Annotated in this window: 18 protein-coding genes and 2 pseudogenes; 15 read left to right on the plus strand and 5 right to left on the minus strand. The window is 34.3% G+C overall.

Annotated features, from left to right (window positions below; all coding sequences use genetic code 11):
* Positions 1-417 precede the first annotated feature (417 nt).
* Both FNK51_RS24025 and FNK51_RS24030 read left to right on the plus strand, forming a co-directional pair.
* The gene (locus tag FNK51_RS24025; protein ID WP_286178864.1) at positions 418-1,587 is read left to right on the plus strand and encodes an MFS transporter; all 1,170 of its coding nucleotides are present in this window, start codon (positions 418-420) and stop codon (positions 1,585-1,587) included.
* Between the two features lie 323 nt (positions 1,588-1,910).
* A complete protein-coding gene (locus FNK51_RS24030) occupies positions 1,911-2,468 on the plus strand; it encodes an isochorismatase family protein (protein ID WP_141994948.1) in 558 nt (185 codons plus the stop codon).
* Positions 2,469-2,754: 286 nt separating this feature from the next.
* On the opposite strand, the gene FNK51_RS24035 is transcribed toward FNK51_RS24030, so the two are convergent.
* Positions 2,755-3,210 (minus strand): DUF3574 domain-containing protein, encoded by a 456-nt coding sequence (locus FNK51_RS24035; RefSeq protein WP_286178865.1) that lies wholly within the window; start codon positions 3,208-3,210, stop codon positions 2,755-2,757.
* Positions 3,211-4,077: 867 nt separating this feature from the next.
* Here FNK51_RS24035 and FNK51_RS24040 point away from each other — a divergent pair.
* Positions 4,078-4,647, plus strand: coding sequence for a nucleotidyltransferase domain-containing protein (locus tag FNK51_RS24040; protein WP_141994949.1), 570 nt, complete (start codon positions 4,078-4,080; stop codon positions 4,645-4,647).
* A gap of 104 nt (positions 4,648-4,751) precedes the next feature.
* On the opposite strand, the gene FNK51_RS24045 is transcribed toward FNK51_RS24040, so the two are convergent.
* Positions 4,752-5,396: a YczE/YyaS/YitT family protein gene (locus tag FNK51_RS24045; protein ID WP_141994950.1), complete on the minus strand. Its 645-nt coding sequence runs from the start codon at positions 5,394-5,396 to the stop codon at positions 4,752-4,754.
* Positions 5,397-5,541: 145 nt separating this feature from the next.
* Between FNK51_RS24045 and FNK51_RS24050 the strand changes: the two are divergent.
* From FNK51_RS24050 to FNK51_RS24060, 3 genes and pseudogenes are all read left to right on the plus strand, one after another.
* Positions 5,542-5,886 (plus strand): annotated as a pseudogene (locus FNK51_RS24050) (MarR family transcriptional regulator).
* A gap of 25 nt (positions 5,887-5,911) precedes the next feature.
* Positions 5,912-6,430, plus strand: coding sequence for a spermidine/spermine N(1)-acetyltransferase (gene paiA / locus FNK51_RS24055; RefSeq protein WP_141994951.1), 519 nt, complete (start codon positions 5,912-5,914; stop codon positions 6,428-6,430).
* 21 nt (positions 6,431-6,451) lie between these two features.
* A pseudogene (locus FNK51_RS24060) lies at positions 6,452-6,610 on the plus strand (FMN-binding negative transcriptional regulator); the annotation flags it as partial.
* A 171-nt stretch (positions 6,611-6,781) separates the two neighbouring features.
* Here the strand turns inward: FNK51_RS24060 and pdxR (FNK51_RS24065) are convergent.
* Positions 6,782-8,161 (minus strand): MocR-like pyridoxine biosynthesis transcription factor PdxR, encoded by a 1,380-nt coding sequence (gene pdxR / locus FNK51_RS24065; RefSeq protein WP_141994952.1) that lies wholly within the window; start codon positions 8,159-8,161, stop codon positions 6,782-6,784.
* 182 nt (positions 8,162-8,343) lie between these two features.
* On the opposite strand from pdxR (FNK51_RS24065), the gene FNK51_RS24070 reads away from it, so the two are divergent.
* The 5 genes from FNK51_RS24070 (at position 8,344) to FNK51_RS24085 (ending at position 12,461) form a co-directional block, all read left to right on the plus strand.
* Entirely contained in the window at positions 8,344-8,955 is a 612-nt protein-coding gene (locus FNK51_RS24070) for an FMN-binding negative transcriptional regulator (protein WP_141994953.1), read from the plus strand.
* A 277-nt stretch (positions 8,956-9,232) separates the two neighbouring features.
* Entirely contained in the window at positions 9,233-10,834 is a 1,602-nt protein-coding gene (locus tag FNK51_RS24075; protein WP_141994954.1) for a bifunctional metallophosphatase/5'-nucleotidase, read from the plus strand.
* Positions 10,835-10,860: 26 nt separating this feature from the next.
* Entirely contained in the window at positions 10,861-10,989 is a 129-nt protein-coding gene (locus tag FNK51_RS27410) for a hypothetical protein (protein WP_286178868.1), read from the plus strand.
* A 295-nt stretch (positions 10,990-11,284) separates the two neighbouring features.
* Complete coding sequence (locus tag FNK51_RS24080; protein ID WP_141994955.1) at positions 11,285-11,674, plus strand: cupredoxin domain-containing protein; 390 nt, start codon at positions 11,285-11,287, stop codon at positions 11,672-11,674.
* A 235-nt stretch (positions 11,675-11,909) separates the two neighbouring features.
* A complete protein-coding gene (locus FNK51_RS24085) occupies positions 11,910-12,461 on the plus strand; it encodes a hypothetical protein (protein WP_141994956.1) in 552 nt (183 codons plus the stop codon).
* An 83-nt stretch (positions 12,462-12,544) separates the two neighbouring features.
* Here the strand turns inward: FNK51_RS24085 and FNK51_RS24090 are convergent, their stop codons facing one another.
* Entirely contained in the window at positions 12,545-13,957 is a 1,413-nt protein-coding gene (locus FNK51_RS24090; protein ID WP_141994957.1) for a PQQ-dependent sugar dehydrogenase, read from the minus strand.
* Positions 13,958-14,497: 540 nt separating this feature from the next.
* Between FNK51_RS24090 and FNK51_RS24095 the strand changes: the two genes are divergently transcribed.
* Positions 14,498-15,106: a DedA family protein gene (locus FNK51_RS24095; protein ID WP_141994958.1), complete on the plus strand. Its 609-nt coding sequence runs from the start codon at positions 14,498-14,500 to the stop codon at positions 15,104-15,106.
* A gap of 209 nt (positions 15,107-15,315) precedes the next feature.
* Entirely contained in the window at positions 15,316-16,065 is a 750-nt protein-coding gene (locus FNK51_RS24100; RefSeq protein WP_141994959.1) for a DUF3888 domain-containing protein, read from the plus strand.
* A 329-nt stretch (positions 16,066-16,394) separates the two neighbouring features.
* On the opposite strand, the gene pdxR (FNK51_RS24105) is transcribed toward FNK51_RS24100, so the two are convergent.
* Complete coding sequence (gene pdxR, locus FNK51_RS24105; protein WP_141994960.1) at positions 16,395-17,795, minus strand: MocR-like pyridoxine biosynthesis transcription factor PdxR; 1,401 nt, start codon at positions 17,793-17,795, stop codon at positions 16,395-16,397.
* Between the two features lie 193 nt (positions 17,796-17,988).
* Between pdxR (FNK51_RS24105) and FNK51_RS24110 the strand changes: the two genes are divergently transcribed.
* Positions 17,989-18,435, plus strand: coding sequence for a carboxymuconolactone decarboxylase family protein (locus FNK51_RS24110; protein WP_141994961.1), 447 nt, complete (start codon positions 17,989-17,991; stop codon positions 18,433-18,435).
* 307 nt (positions 18,436-18,742) lie between these two features.
* Positions 18,743-18,925: a DUF4083 family protein gene (locus FNK51_RS24115; protein ID WP_098372434.1), complete on the plus strand. Its 183-nt coding sequence runs from the start codon at positions 18,743-18,745 to the stop codon at positions 18,923-18,925.
* Positions 18,926-19,441: the final 516 nt, after the last annotated feature.

Here is a 19,441-nt window from a genome sequence, read left to right on the forward strand (position 1 = left end):
AAATAGGAAGATGGTGACCGATTCAAAAGACCTGATAATGTTAATGACAATAAAGATGTTGCATTAAATAAAGTTGGTTAAAGACGAAGATATGATTAAGGCGATTGTTCAATAACACTCGAAGTAGGGAATGTATCGGGCATTTTAGTTGAAGAGGAAATAAAACATAATAAATGATGAAAAAAACAAGGAAGGGGAGAACAATGATTAAACTTAAATATTTTGAACGTTCAGAAATTTTGGTGCTTACTCTATAGTTTATAAAATGATATAATTTCATTTATTGGGAAATTTTATTAATATTTCTTCATTTGTAAATTGTTCATTATTGTGAAGTGGTTCACTTGAACTAACGGGTGATTTAGTTCATTACCAGAGTTGATCATCAGCAATTTATATTTAAGGGGCGGTTTCGAATTGAAAAACAGCAACATTTGGATATTAAGCTTCGTTAGTTTTTTTACAGATATGGGCACCTATATGGTGACTCCTTTAATACCAATTATTCTTGCTTCGTCAGGCCCTTTAATTATTGGGATTGTAGATGGTTTATCAGAAACCTTGGCAAGTTTTTTGAAATTTTTCTCTGGTCGTCGTTCGGATCGTTTGAAAAATAGAAAAGGGTTTGCTTTGATTGGTTATGGCTTATCAGGTTTAGGAAGAATATCTTTGATTATTTCAAGTTCCTGGGTCGGCGTTTTCATATGGAAACTGATAGATCGTACGGGAAAAGGGATACGAACGGCTCCAAGAGATGCTCTTATATCTGAGTCTGGAGGAAAAAATAAACAAGGAAGAGTTTTCGGATTACATCAAATGATGGATATGTTGGGTGCTTCTATCGGGATTGGAACTGCTTATTTCATATTACAGATGAATGGAAATCAAAACATTCATGATGTTTTCCTGTATTCTTTAATCCCTGTAATTATTGGTTGGTTACTGTTATTGGGCATAAAGGAAAGAAAGTATGAACCAATAGTTAAAGAAATGCCGCCTACCACGAAACCTAAACTTGACGTGAAACTTCTAAATCCGAATGTGAAAAAATTATTGTTTATTGTTTTTCTCTTTACTATTGTGAATTCATCAAATTCGTTTCTTTTACTAAGAGCAGCAGATTTAGGAGTTTCTACTGCCAATGTTCTATTATTATATCTACTCTTTCACCTTACTGCGTCTTTATTTTCATATATTTCCGGAGCGTTTTCAGATCGATACGGACGAAGAGGTATACTAACTGTAGGATATGCGTTATATGGATTTGTATATATTGGTTTTGCGGAAGTAAATACAACGATTGGTTTAATCGGTCTATTTACATTATATGGGCTTTATTCAGCTTTTACTAAAGGGGTTGAAAAGGCGCTGGTTGCTGATATATCCAATCCAGAAAGTAAAGGAACTGCACTTGGTTTATATGCTATGATTACGGGGATTGGTCTATTTCCGGCTTCTTTGCTTACAGGTTTGTTATGGCAGATATTTGGCGCTGAAGTTTCATTCCTTATTAATGGGATCATCGCATTGATTGCATCTATTTTGTTATTTAGAATGCTCTCTATTAACGTAAGAAAAGCAACATAGATCTTAATGATTGATATATTCTTGTATAACGTCTCCATAAGTAGTTAAGCAGATTATGAACAAAAAATGAATTTGCTTCCATTAAACGCGCGATTCTTTTATAAGAATCGCACCATACTAACAGGTGCGTTAGCTGAAGATCGGAGCTGTCTTTAAGGCAGCTTTTTCTTTATGGAACTAAAGGGGCAGGATAGTTCAAGAAGGTATTAGTAAATCTTTTGACGAAAATATAAAGAGCTTAGTAAGAAGTGCTTAAAATACTATCTGATATTTAATGAAAAACAGGAAAAAACTAACTGCTAATAACTTTAGGGGGGAAAATATTGAAACAAACATTACTGATAATCGATGCTCAACAGGAATTAATAGAAGGTAATAATGAAGAACAAGGAGTCTTTGAGAAAGAAAAAATCGTTAATAACATTAATACTGTAATTGAAAAAGCGATAAATGAAAGTATCTCCGTTGTTTTTATAAGAGATTTAGATGTTTCAAAAGGAGAAGGACCTGGATTCCAGATACACAGGGATATTAAAGTACCATCAACTGCTATCATATTTGATAAAGCTGCCACAAATTCATTTTATGGCACTCCATTACTCGAACATTTAAGTAAAAACAATGTAGATCATATTGTAATAATGGGATGTAAGACGGAACATTGTATTGATACAGCTGTTAGAACAGCAACAATCAATCATTTTGATGTGACATTAGTTGGTGATGGACATTCTACTTCTGATTCCAAAAACTTATCTGCAAAACAAATAATCCTTCATCACAATGAAACCCTTCACGGTCACTATAATGTAGACAATTTTTCACTTGTTAGAAATTCTTATGAAGAATTGTTTAACCCTGTTCACAATAATTACCGATAATAATCATCTTCAACAAACGGGTGCGTTAGCTGAAGATCGGAGCTGTCTCTAAGGCAGCTTTTTCTTATGGAACTATCGGGGCAGGATAGTTGAAGAGTGCTGTTTGACCTTTGTTCAACAATTGGGCCAGATAATTGAATAACAGCAGGAATTTTCACGTAAAAACTATGTTTCGTTATAAACAACGGACAGCTTACCCTATTGGAACCTTCATTTCACCAATAAACTCTTATTCTTAAAGACTAAAAAGCCTTGAGATATAAAATCTCTAGGCTTCTTACATCAGTTATTCAATAAAATACATCTTCCCATTTACTTCAAGAGACACTGATGATTGTTTCATCTCTTCCTTTAGAGACTTGGCATAGGCAACTACTTGATTAATTTTTTTCTTATCCAAATCTTCTGCATAGCTATATACAATCGTTACTTTCTCCTTGACCAATTGATTATCATCAGATAACCACGATCCTGTCCCATCGATCGCTGTTGCTCCTCCAAACATTCTTGAGAATTCTTCTAAGGACTTGTTAACATATGGAGTATTATCAATTGGTTGGTCAACATTATATGTAGATGGTACGTAAATTTTTACTACATCTTCTAGGTAGAATTGCTCCTTTAATGCGGAAGATTGTTTCACTTTAGATGTTTCTTGTTGTTCTGTAGCGTACACAGCATTTCCTAAAAAGACAATTAATAGCATCGGGATGATCCAATAGAAGATTTTTTTCCTTTCCAACATTGCCACTCCTTTTTATTCAATAGTTTGGCTGCAAAACAATGGTGAGTTTTCTATCTATCATTATACATGCCGCAATCAGTTTGTTGTGGGGAATTTTAACTTTTTTTATTATTTTTGGAAATGTCTTAGTAACCTTTCTTATTAGGTTCTTGAATTTGAAGCTATTTAATAAAAACACATAACATGTCCTGTATTTGAATTCGAATATATTTTATGATATGAGTAAAAAAGATTTTATATATGATAGCCATGGACAAGAAAAGGTATTGCCTGGTCTTGATGATAAGGCGATTTTTGGAAACAAAGGAGACACTTATTTCTTTGCAGAAGAGCCTGAACCGAACTAAGCAGTTACTCGTATATTTTCGGCTTCAATGTCATCTCCTGGGTTAAAGGAAGAGTGTTGCAATCCAGGGTATAATTTAAAAAGGGAAATTTTTACATACTTTCGGTATTTAATGGGAGGTTTTTTCCTTTGAAGAAAACAAATATTTCTTTGGTTACATTTGCCGTAATCATTATAGTTTTAAATCACTTTGTTTATCCAATTTTCTTCGATGTAGGACCTGATAGTTGAGGGACTGGCCTATCAATACTTTTATTAGCTAGTGCACTATTAAATCATCTTAGGGAAAAATAATAATTGTACTAATAGGTGCTTGAAATAAATCTCTAAACTCTATTAGTAAGCTGTTTTCTTGTTGCCATAACGGGTGAGTTAGCTGAAAATCGGAGCTGTCTTCAAGGCAGCTTTTTCTTATGCAACTAAAGGGGCAGTTTAGTTGAAGAAGGTTTCAGTATAGAGGTTATTCAAAATAGAAAAAGAATAGATAAGGATATAAGTTTTTTAGTCTGGGGGTTCATATGTCATTTGAGCAATGTCATAGCATTACTTCTTTAATGGCAGGATTTAATAAAACGTGGTTCTTTGCAGGTGGTTGGGCAATTGATCTTTTTATTGGTAGAGAAACAAGACAACATCAAGATATAGAGATTGCACTATTTCGAAAAGACCAATTATATTTGAAGGAAAATCTTAAAGAATGGGATTTTAAAAAGGTTATTAAAGGTAAATTCTATACTTGGGAAAATGAGTTTTTAGAGTTACCTATTCACGAAATACACGCTTTGAATAAGTCAAATGGAGATAAATTAGAAGTTCTTCTAAATGAAACAAAGTTTTATGATTGGAAATTCAGAAGGGATTTAACGATTTCTCATCCGCTTAAGTCAGTTTGGAGTTATTCTGATACAGGCATTCCTTATCTAAATCCAGAAATTGTACTTTTATATAAAGTAAAAAACACAAGAGAAAAAGACCATCAAGACTTTATGACGATATTAGACAATCTAGATAACCAGAGGAAAAAATGGCTTCAGTATGCTATACAATTGCACGAACCAGAACATAAATGGCTTCAATTCTTAAAATAATGGCACTAACAGGTGCGTTAGCAGAAGTTCGGAGCTGCCTTAAAGACAGCTCCCTTATGCAACTATAGCGACAGGTTAGTTGAACAAGAAAAATAGGGAGCATACTATATTGAATGGTTTTTATCTTTATCATAATTTGGTGATGGACTAGAGTGTGTTAATATGCGGTCTAATACTTTTTCAGTAAATGGCATAAAGTAATTAAGTATTAGCCCCCCTAAACAAACGGTTAATAAAGTTCCAACGCCAATTGGTCCATTTAAAATCATTGCCATTATCAAGAATACGAGATAAATGAATGTTCTCGAATAAAATATATTTGTTCTAGTTAATTCTTGTATGATTAATGTTAATCGGTCAACTGGAATCGGTGCAAAATTTGTGTGCAAATATGTTGCAGTTCCTAATCCTATAGTAACCAAGCCGATTCCAAAACAAAAAACTTTGCTGTACCATAGTTCAGGTGTTATCAAATTGTGCAATAAAAAAAGCCACATATCAATACCAATACCCGTTATAAATGCTGTTAACAACCCCAAAACTTCTGGTCTTTGCCTTTTTAAAAATGAATTACAAAATATCAATATTAAAGCTATTATTATTTCCCAACTTCCGACAGTAAGCCCCACATTTATGGACAGTCCTACCAAAAGTGCATCAAATGGTGAAGTTCCAAGGTCTGATTGTATAGTGAAAGAAATACCAAGAGTTAGTATTAAAATTCCTAATACATAAAAAACATATTTCACTTTGCTCGACCCCTTTATCTTTATTTTTTTTTGTTGCAAACGCAACAAAGTAAGGTTAAATTTAATATATGCTATTTTTATTGCATTTACAACAAAAATCCAAGCTAAGGAGTTAATTATGAAGTGAATTCTTCGTGAAATTGGAATGATGGCAAGGGCAGTAGATTCTATAAGTAAAAAAGAATTTAAAGAAGATGACCTTACAAAAGGACAGTAATTGTACCTTGTGCGAATATGTGAAAACCGAGGAATCATTCAAGAAAAGTTAGCTGAGATGATAAAAGTAGATCGAACAACAGCAGCTTGTGCTATAAAAGAACTTGAAATTAATGGCTTTATTGAAAAGAAAGGAGAAAAACATAACAATCATTGCATAGAAGTATTTTCCGAAAGAGAAGTAGAAACCATTTTCAATCTTCTTCAAAGAGTAAGAAAAAATATAGAAAAAGACTGGGAGTTTGTTAAAAAGGAAAACAAGAGAAATTATTGATTATATAAAGGAGCGACATATTTAAATGACTAAAAATATTAAAAAGTGTACTCTTAAAGATTCACGCGAACTTCAAGAAATTAGTTATGAAACATTTAATGAGACATTTAAGCATCAGAATACACCTGAAAATATGAATGCCTATTTGGAAAGGGCATTTAACTTAAAACAATTAGAAAAAGAATTATCCAATATTTCTTCGCAATTCTTTTTTGTTTATTTTAATAATCAAGTCGCTGGATATTTAAAGGTCAATACCAATGATGCTCAGACTGAAGAAATGGGTGATGAATCACTTGAAATCGAGAGGATTTATATAAAAAACAAATTTCAAAAACATGGGCTTGGTAAATATCTGCTAAATAAAGCTATAGAAATTGCGGAGGAACGTAATAAAAAGAAAATCTGGCTCGGCGTATGGGAAAAAAACGAAAATGCTATTGCTTTTTATAAGAAAATTGGGTTTGTTCAAACTGGTGCCCATTCTTTTTATATGGGTGATGAGGAACAAATGGACTTTATAATGACAAAAACACTCATCTAACTTTTTTGGAAGGGTGGATTATTATGTAAAAGTGAACCGAAAGGTATAGTTGGATTTAAGATTAAGGCGAGAGAAATTCAGCCTGCATATAAAATAAGTCAGGACCGAAATGAAACGGATTATCAAGAATTAAAGAACGGAACGGAGCTGTCATATTGGCAGCTTCTCTTCAGTTTGTAAAGGATTGTACTGAAAGTCCATGGTGCGTTAGTTCATTAGAGAACTGTGACGATTAGCAGCTCTTTTCTTATGGAGCTAACGGGGCATGTCAGTGGAATAAGGACCTGTGTTTTAAAAGTCCATTATTTGCCCCGCCATTATTTGACATAAGCTGTAATTACGGGGTGTTTATTATACCCAAGCCTTTTTTAGGAGCTCCACGCCAAGTTCGATTTCCTCACAAGAAAGATTACTGAAACCAAGTTTGATAATTGGTTTATCGGTATTATTTTTAATGAAGTAGAGTGAGGTAGGATACACTTTAACACCATGAAAGGAAGCGCGCTCTATTAGCCATTCTTCTGAACGGTTCAGGTGTACTTTGATTAATAAATACAAACCGGACTGATTACCGATAATGGATATATGTTGATCGAATTGCTTTTTTAATACTGATACCAAGTGCTGTATTTTTCGTTTATAAACAAGACGCATACGTTTAATATGGCGATTCCATTCTCCCTCTTCCATAAATTTAGCCATTGTGAGTTGGCTTAGAAGTGAAGTGGTACTCTCGAAATGAAGAAATTGATTTTTATAACGGTTTAAAAGCGGCTCGGGCAACACCATATAACTTAAACGAATTCCTGGAAGAAAGGACTTTGAGAAATTCCCTAGATAAATGACTCTTGCAGAATCAATGGAAGCGAGAGCTGGAAATGGTTGTTGCGTATAACGAAATTCACTATCATAATCGTCTTCGATAATATACCCTTGCATCTTGTTAGCCCAATGAATAAGCGTTTGCCGTTGGTGAATGGACATGCTTACCCCATATGGACTGTGATGGGAAGGTGTTACATAGATTAATCGTGATTTGAATTGTTCCAATTGTGAGAAATCAGCACCTGCCTCATAAACTGGTAAAGTTTCAATCGTAAAACAATGGAATTGAAAAGCTTCCCTAGCGCCATCATATCCAGGGTCTTCTACTGTAATGCTTGGAAAATCATCCTTCAGTATATGTCCAAGATTGATAAGCATTTGTTGGGTACTGCTGCCGATAATAATGGCATTTGCATCTGTTTTCACCCCACGAGATTGGAGTAAGTATGTGGCAATTTGTTCACGTAGGCACACCTCACCAAAGGGTTCCCCATATTGAAAACTCTCCTGTAACGTTAATACTTGATTGGCAATCCTCCTCCAAATTTTCAGAGGGAAATGTGTTTGATCTACGGCACCAGCCCGGAAATCAATGAGGGTAGGTGTAACTGGCTCTCTTTGCGTTTTATTATGAGGAATTAACTCATCATGGGATAAAAGTGGTTCTAATTCATTTACAAAATAACCTTTTCTCCCTTCTCCACGAATATAGCCTTCAGCTACAAGTTGATCATAAGCCATTAATGTCGTATTGCGACTTACTTGAAGGGAATCTGCAAGTTGACGGATGGAGGGCAATTGTTCATCAGCAAGTAAGTCACCCCGTTCAATAAATAACTTAAACTGTTCGTAAATTTGTTTGTATCTGGGAGAATCCTCTTTAAAAGCAAAAATGGTATTTATCATTTAAGATCTCCTTTGACATGTTTATTTATTTAGAATTGTACCTTTTTATATGTCAGTTTGTATAATACTATATTTTACAGATGAGGTTCTCGAGTATTCAAGGTAGAAATGAGGATGGGCACTTAGTAAAAGACGCTATGATTGTGAATGGAATAATATTGACGGATGAAAGGAGATTTTTTATGTATATCCCTAAACAATTTGAAATAAAAGAATTAGCAGTAGCCTACGATATAATACAGGAGAATGGTTTTGCAACATTGTGTTCAATGCATGAAGGCATGCCTTTTGCTACACATTTACCACTGCTGTTGAATAAGGAGAAAACCTATTTGTATGGTCATTTTGCTCGTCCGAACCCTCAATGGAAAGATATTGAAAATCAAACAGTCTTAGCAGTCTTTCATGGTCCTCACTGTTATATCTCTTCCTCTTGGTATGAGACGAACCAAGCAGTACCAACATGGAATTATGTGACTGTTCATGTATACGGCGAAGTTGAACTTATTGAGGATGAACAAGAGTTAACGGATACCTTGGATGACATGGTATTGAAGTATGAAGCCCCTGATAGTTCATACAATTTGCAAGATTTAGATGCTGGCTTTCTCGCTGGGATGAACAAAGGGATTCAAGGCTTCAAAATAAAAATCAACAAGATAGAGGGGAAAGCGAAGTTAAGTCAAAACCATTCATTACATCGGCAAGAGCTGGTTATTAATCAGCTGGAACAGATCCAAAATACAGATGAGCAAAAAATTTCCTTTTTAATGAAGGAAAACCTAAAAAAATAACGTTGAATGTTACTGCACTAACGTGAGTGTTGATCCATTAAGGATTTACACTCTTTTTGTTGAACTTCTTTTACAACGGAGCAGATTTCAATACTAACTGTAATTAGCAGTAACATTTTTTTCACTATCGGGTTATGAACATTTTTAAAAAGATATGCACATGCTGGCTTAATTTAACAATCGTTATATAAAATATAACAAAAAATCACGGTCCCTTTATACGGATATAAAATTCTAGAGTTATTCTTAATTTACATCCAGAGGGAGGGATCGGAAGTTGTCAAAATTTCAGGCCATAACTTCTTTGTTCATCTTGGTTTTTATCATCATTTTCGTAACTTATAAAATCACAGCACACTCATCCAAGCATTCCACAACGAATCATTCCACATCCAACCGCCACATTCAAGTACAATTGTTAGGCGTTAATGATTTTCACGGCCAACTAAACAAATATCAAATGGTTTCAGGAACCATGGCAGGGGGGGCTGAATACCTGGCTGCCTATTTAAAAAAATATATACAAGAAAACCCGAATACACTACTTGTTCATTCTGGTGATATGGTAGGAGGCAGTCCTCCAATCTCTTCTCAATTTAAAGACGAACCCACGATCGAGTTTTTAAACCTCCTGCACTTTGATGTCGGGACACCTGGAAATCATGAATTAGACCAAGGCGTAAATGAAATGAAACGTCTTATTTATGGAGGCTTCAATAAAAAAACAGGTTATTTTCAAGGAGCCAATACTTCTTACAGTTCTGCAAATATCATCGATACAAAGTCGGGTACACCCTTGTTACCACCGTATGTTATTAAACAAATTGACGGAATTAATATTGGATTTATCGGTGTCGTCACAAAAGAGACCAACCTGTATGTGGCACCTGAAAATCGAAAAGAAGTAGAAATTACGGATGAAGTTTCAGTCATTAACCGAACCGTTAAGCTTTTAAAGGAAAAAGGGATTAAAGTAATTGTTGTACTTGCACATGAATCAGCTAAATCAGATCAGTCAGGAGCAAATTCCAGTGGAGCTTTAGTGGAGATGGCTCCAAAAATCGATGATGAGGTCGATGTCATTTTTGCCGGTCACAGCCATGAATATGCCAATACCGTTGTAGCCGGTAAACTGATCGTTCAAGCATATTCTAATGGGAAAGCCTTTTCTCAAGTAAATCTTGAAATTGACCCACATACTAAAAATATTGTTAAGAAACAAGCAAAGATTATTGTCACTTCACATCATAAAATAAAACCAGATAAAGAAACGGTTGCTCTTCTAAATAAATATAGAAAAAGGTTGGGGAGCTATTTTAATCAAATAATAGGAGAAATGCCTGAAGAAATCTCACGAAATCAAGATGCAAACGGTGAATCCCCATTAGCGAAAATGATTGCAGAATCTGAGCGGGAAGCCATGGGGGTAGATATAGCTTTTGTCCATCAAGGAGAAATGCGGAAAAATTTAAAAAAAGGGGACATCACTGTAGAAGACCTTTATACAGACTTGCCTATGGGTCATAGTGTCAGTAAGTTAATTTTAACAGGAAACCAAATAAAACTTGCTTTAGAACAGCAGTGGGCGAAAGATTATGAAAATAGGTTACAAACGGTTGGTTTAACGTATAATTGGGACCCAAATGCTCCAATTGGCAACCGCATTGTTGCGCTGAAAGACATGAAAGGTCAAGAGATACAGCCAAACAACGAATATGAAGTAGCGGTTAGTAATTATTTAGCTTCAGGCGGTGATAACTTCACTGCATTTAAACAAGGCAGGCTCGTGGAATCCGGTCCACAAGTTGTCACTGCACTTATACGCTATATCCAACAGAAGTATCCCCATGAAATTTCTCTCCATTCATTGAAAGAATGAAGGGGAAAATACTAGGACTTGCATAAGTGGCTTTTGAGGTAGATGAAGCTGGAGAATTTAATGAATTTGATGAAAAGGCTTTAGGAATAGCACAAGATATTGAATGTCAATGGGATTTATTTTTGGTGAATACTTACTCATTAAAAGAATCTTAGACCTCTATTTTATAGAGTGGTTAGAGCAATTAAACGAGAAATAAAAGGTAACTACTTATTCAAATAATAAATGCTTTACTTCAATAAGGGAGTTGCTTTGGCAGCTCTTTTTCTTATGGAGCTAAACAGGCAGTTTAGTTGCATAAGAATAGGATTCCAGAAGAACGTCATTAGAGTAGATCCTTTTCTTTTCACTGTTTCAGATAAAAAAGTTATTATCTGAAAGCACGCAACCAAATTTATAGTAATAATATTTTATGAATTAGAAAAAAATAGAGGAAAGGAGGGATTGCGAATGTCTGTGAAAAAGTGGGTAACAGGATTGGTCGGTGTACTTGCAATGTTTGTAGTTGTGACAACACTAGGCCCACTCGGTGTATTTGCCGAATCCGGTGTTGTAACACAGCCTTTGGAGACAAGGAAATCGATTGAGGTCGAGTTGAACGATGATTTCTTTAATCCGAAAGTCATCACTATTCCGAATGGAACAGCCACAACGGTGATATTGAAAAACAAAGGCAGTAAAGAGCACACCTTCACAGTTGAAAAGCTCGGAATTGACGTTGAGGTCCAGCCAGGTGAAGAAAAAAACATTAACGTGAATCCGAAACAGTCCGGTACATATGAACTGATATGTCGGTACCATTTCCAGGAAGGAATGGTTGGGAAAGTAATAGTCGAATAAAATGCAGGGCCAATAAGGCCTTGTTTTTTTATAGGCAAAGGAAATTACTTACTTCCTCCGCGAACGGACTTCTTTACTTTGTATGATTGATCAAGGTTTAGAGAGGTTTTTTATTAAGCTTATTTTTTCATTACAGAGGATATTGATACTTGGATTAATAATAATTGTTTCACCTCTAATAAATGGTAAATATAATGTAAGGTAACGCATAAACCATTTAGAATGAGGTGGAAAGGTGTATTTTTTTAAACCCATTTCTGATGAGGTTCGTTTATCTCAAATAATATTCAATAAACATAAAAAAACGATGAAGCTCATTTTAGTGTCTATTTTTTCCTGTATTGCTGCTATTCTGCAGGCTGCTGGGGTTTTACCAGGGATAGGATATTTTATAAGTCCGCTGGCCACTGCACCTATCCTGTTATGTTCCATGTTTTCCATTCCATTAGGAGCAATGTCCTACTTTCTGACAATTATGCTGTTATTCATCCTACAGCCAACTGAACTAATTGTATTTCCTTTTACAACAGGATTGTTAGGACTTGGAATAGGGGTATCCTTTTGCCTTTTTAAGAAGAGGTTAAGTATTATTGCTACTGGTGCCATTCTTTTAATGTTAGGAATAATAAGTCTAATATTTATTTTTCACTTTCCGGTTTTAGGTCCAGCCGTCTCTGTTTCCTTTTCATTTCTTATATTTGGCTTTTTATTTGCCATCATTTATAGCTGGTTATGGGTTGAAATTGCTTTAATCATTTTTAAAAGATTAAAAATGATTATAATTTAGTGATTCTCCATCACATGGTTTTAATTTCGGTTCATTAGATCCATGTAAGAGATTTATCAAGAATAAGTGGAAATTTATTGTTTTCATGGAACTATTTCAAAAACAGTGCCTTGGTTAAAATCAGTCACTTTCATAGAGCCATAAACCGCTAAATATAAGCTGGTTTGATTCAGATTCGTTCCCAAACTAACATAATAGGCTGATTGAGACCCAAAATCATAATCGGTTTGTATCACACTAAAATCATTTTGTTCACCATTTGGTCTTAAGGTGGTATAAGCTAAAGCCCCTCTAACCTGAGGTTGAGATTCTTTCCGGGCAAGATCGGTAAACACAACGCTTCCTGTTAAACCAGGGATTGTATTCCCCATATAGGCTTGCACTCCTGTAAGTGCAGTTCCTCCAAACTTATCGGGTCTGGTATCTTTATGAAAATAACTGGTTAAAGGCTGAAGACGACTCGCTGAAAGTGTTACTGCTTCATTGAAATATGCAATTGTTTTCTCATCCAAGGTCTGATTTTCAGTGCAGCCTCTTATAATCGAAGTAGGAAAAGAACCTTCCCAACCTCGCCAGCCAAAGTTAATGAATCCTTCTTTGTCAGCTTCAGAATTCATGAAAGAAGCTTGAACAAGCTCAGTAACCGGTATTGGTTTATAATGAACGAATGAAAAAATCGATTCGACCAAATTTTGGCCGACATTTCCCGCATATTTAATATACTGATTATAAAACCTTTGAAATGAAATGCCTGGTATATTGCGAACCCCTTTGGCCATTACCATGAGCGTTTCCTGAATAGTTGTGGGAAGTTCATTAAAACGTGTGACAATGGGTGGATTATTGAAGGATATATTCTTATCAACATCAATTTCAATTATTTTACCGGCGATTTCCAGATCGTCCTGGCTTAAGTTAAATGGACTATAGCCTGATCCACCATCCCCGGTTGTTAAAACAAGTTTTCCTGTTTCAGGTGAAAAGTTTAAACTATTGACCCCATTATGATTTAAAAATGGTCTTCTTAAGTTAAGTAAAGTCCGTCGTTTTTGGGGTTGACCATTCGATTGTAAAATCCATTCTTCAATTGTATCAATATGATTATATTGAGTTTCTCTATTCATCCACCTTAGGTTTAAAGTTCTAGGATCACACGGGTCAGGATTAAAAGATTCAGGAAGAGCACCAGGTCCTTGTGTTCCAGCTACTGAATAATGAAGATAAAACAGACCGTTATAATAAAATTCGGGATGAAACGCTAGCCCCAGCAATCCCCGTTCATCATATCCGCCACCAGAAGTACCTAGTTTTAGGATTCGCTGGCGAATATCTAAAAAAGTCCTTATAACTCCGTTTCCTATGTAAAAGATCTCTCCTACCTGGGTTGCAATAAATAATCTTTCAACTGAGTCACCTGGAAGTATTGTTGTCTTTAAAACAGTAGGTAAATTTATATTCTTTACAATGGGCCGTAAACCAACCTTAACTTTTATCAACTGACTTTGCACTCCTTCTCATTGTTTTCTTATAAGAATATGAATAGAACCGTCTATTAGTACCAAATTAGGCCGGGAAAACGAGCGTAAATAAACTAAAGGAGTGCGTTAGTTGAACTGAAATAAGTGAAATTTATAAGAATGAGGATAAATTCAAGCTATTCCATTAAAGGAAGCTTTCCTGTAACAAGGATAAGCGCTTATTTTCATTTCAGGTCCATATTCTTGAATAAGGGGGAGCATCAGGAAAACTTGTTTACAACGATAAGCGTTCTGATACAGGTCATATGAGACATATTGAACTCTATTTTTTATGTGATTGGATTGTGTCTCAAAAGGCTGTACACTATTGAGATTGTGAAAGCATGTACTTAAACAATAGGGGGAATTTAGTGCAATAAGAAAATCAAAAATTGGGGATAATGTTAAAGGTATTATCCCCAAAGAAGAGTAAATTTTCTTTTTTTATTATTTAAAAACTGCTGATAAAAAATAATCAGAAATGATTGTTTGACATTACCTAAAAGTTGGAGTGAGAAAGTGGAAAATCATGTTGCTTACCTTCTAGAACATTATGGGTACTTCGGAATTATATTTGCTTTAATCGGAGGTATTGTAGGACTTCCTATACCAGACGAGGTTCTTCTTACATATATTGGTTACAATGTGTTTCAGGGTAAATTATCTTACTTAATTTCAATAGTAAGTGCCTTTGTAGGAGGAGCGGGGGGGATCTCGCTTAGCTACTTTATTGGTTACAAATTTGGGTTGCCTTTATTAGAAAAGTTTGGACCGAAACTTCACATAACCGAACAAAAAATTAATAAAACAAAGAAATTATTCAAGAAATTTGGACCCTATCTTTTATTATTTGGTTATTTTATTCCTGGGGTACGGCACCTTACAGCGTATATAGCATCTGTCAATCGCTTCCCTTTTAGAAAATTTGTTGTTTACGCCTATACTGGTGCATTAATATGGAGTTTTACTTTTATCACATTAGGAAGAATATTAGGGGAAAATTGGAACAATGTTGAACTATATATGTCAACATATAGTATTTATGTAATTATGAGTTTATTGGTCCTTTCAATATTCATTTATTTTTTTTGGAGGAGAAGAAATCGATTAAGAAGGGGTATTTCATAAAAGTGACGGTTTAGATGGAAGACTTTAATAAAATTATATTTAGAACTTATAGAACTATCGGGTGCTTTAGCTGAAGATCAGAGCTGTCTTTAAGTCAGCTTTTTCTTTATGGAGCTATCGAGGCAGTTTAGTTCATAAAGAAAATACAAATAATTATTTTTAAAACTTATGGGAACAGTAAACCTAAAAAATATTAGGTAGGTTATATCTTGAATAAATTCTTCTTAGGTCTGTCCATAAGTTTGTTACTATTGAGTGTTCGACCTATTATGATTACTTCAGCAAAAACTGAATTAAATAATAAGTTAGTTTATGATACATTATTGACTTTACTTGACCCATATATTTCAGAAGAAGTGATTAATTATTATGGCTATCATAAACAGTACGGTTTATTTGATGCCAAAATCATAAGGTTAATTAGGAAAAGTGAAGGAGGTTTTAGTTTTTGGGTAACAGTTCAAGTAATTACATTTGAACACGCTCATAATCCTCCATATGGCAAAGAAACTATCACTTTTGATGTAAGCCCTTTTGGTGTAAAAATGATTAATTTTATTCATAAAGGGGATGAAGAGGAAAAGAAAATTAATGAATTTTACAAGGAGGTTCTGTTAGATATACTTCAAATATTCAATTTAAGGTTGGAATCCTTTTCAAAATATAGTTATGAACAACTACTATATAAATCAGAAAAACAAAAAGAATACAAAGTTCTTTCAGATATTGTAACTGACATTATAGAAAATGATTTAAATTCTAATATAAAACCTCCATATAAAAATGTCATAGATCCAGTTACTTTCATTAAGGGTAACCAAGGATACATTCTTTTTAAAAGGTCTGATGGAACAAATATAGTTTTGCATGTGGCTAAGGAAATTGATAAATGGGTGGTCGTAGAAAAGAAAGACAAACAAGGTAAGAAAATGAAAAATGAATTGATTTGGTATATGTAATGTCAGTATTAGGCTAACAGGTGCGTTAGCTGTAGAGCGGAGCTGTCTTTAAGGCAGCTTTTTTCTTATGGAAATGAAGGGCAGGCTAGTTAACGAGTGCTGTTTGCTCTTGGTTCTACAATTGGTCTTAGGATGTTGAACAATACAGGCTGGTGTAGATTTAAAATAAAGGTTGAAAATACTTTGGTCATTTGCAAAAAAGATAGAAAAAAATATTCGTAAAAGACCATCTTCTAGAAAACCAATTTTTAAGAGATGGTCTTTTATTTTTCTGGAAAATGCTGTTTTTAAGGATGAATAATTCAATAAAATACTCATTAATAGGTTGTTCACTCTATATTTAACCAAGCGTCTGCCAACTTTTCAATTCCTTTACGTATTTCGAATTCTTCTAAGCCGGCAAAACCGAGTTGAATAGTGGGGTGACTCGGGAATTTCTCCATGTAAAATGGGGAGCATGGATATACTTTAACGCCGTTTTTGAGCGCTTCTTTGACGAGCCACTCTTCACTTTGCTTTGTTGCAACTTCAATGACAATATAGATGCCAGAGGAGCCACCTATTATTTTTACAGTATCTTTAAAGTGCATATGAATTGTGTCACATAACACCTTCATTTTCCGTTTATATATTGTTTTCATTTTACGTAAATGGGCATACCAATGTCCTTCTTCTATAAAATGATGGATTGTACGTTGGTGAAGTGTTGAAGCTGTTTGCTGTAGTAATGATGAAATTTGATGATATCTAACTAGTATTTCTTTTGGCAACACCATATAGCTAAGCCGAATGGAAGGCAATAATGCCTTAGAAAAAGTACTCAAGTATATGATATGCTCGCTGTTTGTTAAACTTTGTAATGAAGGTATAGGCTGCTGTTTATAGCGAAATTCACTATCGTAGTCATCTTCAATGATATATCCATTCACTTTTTCAGCCCATTCAATTAGATTATATCTTTTGTTGATAGGCATTGTTATCCCTAGTGGAAACTGATGTGATGGTGTTACGTAAACCAACCGGGCATTACACTTATCTAAGTGTGTGATGTCAATACCGTCCTCTTTAACTGGTATGGGGACAACTGAATAGGATTGTAATGAAAAAAGTTCTCTGGCCCCATTATATCCGGGATCTTCTACAGCGATTTGAGTATGTTCTTCTTTTAAAAGGATGGATAAGATCGTCAAAAGTTGCTGTGTGGTACTACCAATAACAATTTGGTCACTGGTTGCTCTTACCCCTCTAGATTGAAATAAATACTTTGCTAAAGATTCCCGTAATAATAAATCCCCTTGATTCTCTCCATATTGATAAATCAGATTATCCTTTAGGACTTTATTCGAAAGATTGCGCCATTTCGCAAGAGGGAAATTGATTCCATCTACAGCTCCAGCTTGAAAATCAATTGTAGGATTTACAATATTCTTGGAGGAAGCTTTGGTATGAGGGATTATCTCGGAAATAGATAATAGTTCCGAAATAGAAGCTTGTACATAATACCCTTTTTTATATTCACTGCGAATGTAACCCTCTGCTTGTAATTGTTCATACGCCAGCTGTGTGGTATTACGGCTCACTTGTAGCAGCTCTGCAAGCTGCCGAACAGATGGCAATTTCGAATTCTCTGCAATTTTACCTGAGACAATTTGGGATTTAATATAGCGATAAACCTGTTGATACATAGGAAGAGTGCTATTTCGATCAACATTAAATACAAGTTCTTTCATTTTATACACCTCATCTGTCATTTTTAAATAGTATAAACTGCACCTTTTCGAAATGACAACGGAAGTGAATAATAGCATTATATATAATTTATTGAAAAGGGGAATGTAACATGGAATTTCAAAAAGTCCTTTATTAATATAATTCCCTACTTTTGGGTAATATAAGCTTTTAATTATTTTAGGAGGAATGGAAATGGAACAACGCATTAATTATCTTGAAGTAGCATCTGAAGCAATTAACATTATGATGGAAATGGAGAAGTATACTAAATCTACTGAAATAGACCGTAAACTGCGTGAACTAATTAAAATCCGTGCTTCTCAAATTAATGGCTGTGCTTTTTGTCTTAATATGCATACCTCTGAGGCACGAAAAATGGGTGAAACGGAACAGCGTTTATACTGCGTAAGTGCATGGAGAGATTGTAATTTTTACACAGATGCTGAAAAAGCGGCATTAGAATTAACTGAACATGTGACGTTAGTTCCAACTAAGGGTGTACCTGATGATCTTTATAATCGAGTGCGTATCCATTTTAGTGAAAAAGACTATGTAGATCTTGTTATTTTGATCAATCAAATTAATAGTTGGAATAGACTCTCCATTTCAATGGGGAATTTCGCAACTGCCGAAAAATAAGAAGTTTTTATCTCTATATAAGTAAAAATTTTCAGCAAGCGGGCGCTTTAATGGCATAAGAATCACGGAATGATCAAACTTTTTTATAAAAGAATGATTCAATTGAATATAGAAAAAGCGTGTTTTGATCGATCTTTTTTCAAAACACGCTTTTTCTATTTGCTCCTTATCAAACTTCATTAAGTTAATTTAATCAAACATATTCCAAGGCTAAAAAATGGAGGTTAATTCATTAAGCGCAGTATAGTCGTGCTGTATGTTGGATAATTATGGTATACTTATTCAATCTGTAAAGGTGGGAACTATTATGACCATTAATGGCGGCGATGCAATATATTCGATATTTTTCCTTATTTGTATATTTGGGATATTTTCTGGAGTGTTTTTTCTTGTACGGTCACTCGTTACTAAACAGCCAAGCAAGTCAGATCGTATCGAACAAAAACTTGATAGAATAATTGTGTTACTTGAAAAGGATAAGAAAGAGTAATCTTTTTTGTCCTTTTTAACTTAAATTTTACCTCACAGTTTGTGTCACCTCTGCAAGACTTATAGAACTAACGTATTACGAAAGGAATGTATATATTGTTTTTCTTATATGCAATTTTATTTTTCATTTTTGGATATAGTTTTATATTAACATTAATAAAAGCTATAAAAGAGGAAGTATCCCAGCATCTTGCTGCAATCCTTTTTCTTGTATGGGCTTCATTAGCAATAATTGTTACTGTGAATTTAATGAGTTTATAATTATTGTTCTTATTCAACAATCAGGTGCTCTACTTCAATAAGGGAGTTGCTTCGGCAGCTCTTTTTTTATATAGCAAACGGGGCGTTAGTTCAACAAGCTTTAATTAAGAAATATTCCCATCTCAAACTTATTTAGAGCAAGGTTATTTCATGCTTTTTTCTGTTTTAAAGTTGCTTTTTATTCAAAAATAGGATTTTTTGTTGAAAAATAATACTTTTAGTGTAAAATTACACTAAAAAGGAGTATTTAGTATAT

It is taken from the genome of Bacillus sp. B4EP4a (genome assembly GCF_006680105.1).
GTDB classification, from domain to species: Bacteria; Bacillota; Bacilli; order Bacillales; family DSM-1321; genus Peribacillus; species Peribacillus simplex_E.

Bases quoted from the DNA above. Each gene is read 5' to 3' on its own strand.
- FNK51_RS24040 (WP_141994949.1), top strand. From the start codon at position 4,078: ATGTCATTTGAGCAATGTCATAGCATTACTTCTTTAATGGCAGGATTT.
- paiA (WP_141994951.1), top strand. From the start codon at position 5,912: ATGACTAAAAATATTAAAAAGTGTACTCTTAAAGATTCACGCGAACTT.
- pdxR (WP_141994952.1), bottom strand. From the start codon at position 8,161: ATGATAAATACCATTTTTGCTTTTAAAGAGGATTCTCCCAGATACAAA.
- FNK51_RS24070 (WP_141994953.1), top strand. From the start codon at position 8,344: ATGTATATCCCTAAACAATTTGAAATAAAAGAATTAGCAGTAGCCTAC.
- FNK51_RS24080 (WP_141994955.1), top strand. From the start codon at position 11,285: ATGTCTGTGAAAAAGTGGGTAACAGGATTGGTCGGTGTACTTGCAATG.
- pdxR (WP_141994960.1), bottom strand. From the start codon at position 17,795: ATGAAAGAACTTGTATTTAATGTTGATCGAAATAGCACTCTTCCTATG.
- FNK51_RS24110 (WP_141994961.1), top strand. From the start codon at position 17,989: ATGGAACAACGCATTAATTATCTTGAAGTAGCATCTGAAGCAATTAAC.
- FNK51_RS24115 (WP_098372434.1), top strand. From the start codon at position 18,743: ATGACCATTAATGGCGGCGATGCAATATATTCGATATTTTTCCTTATT.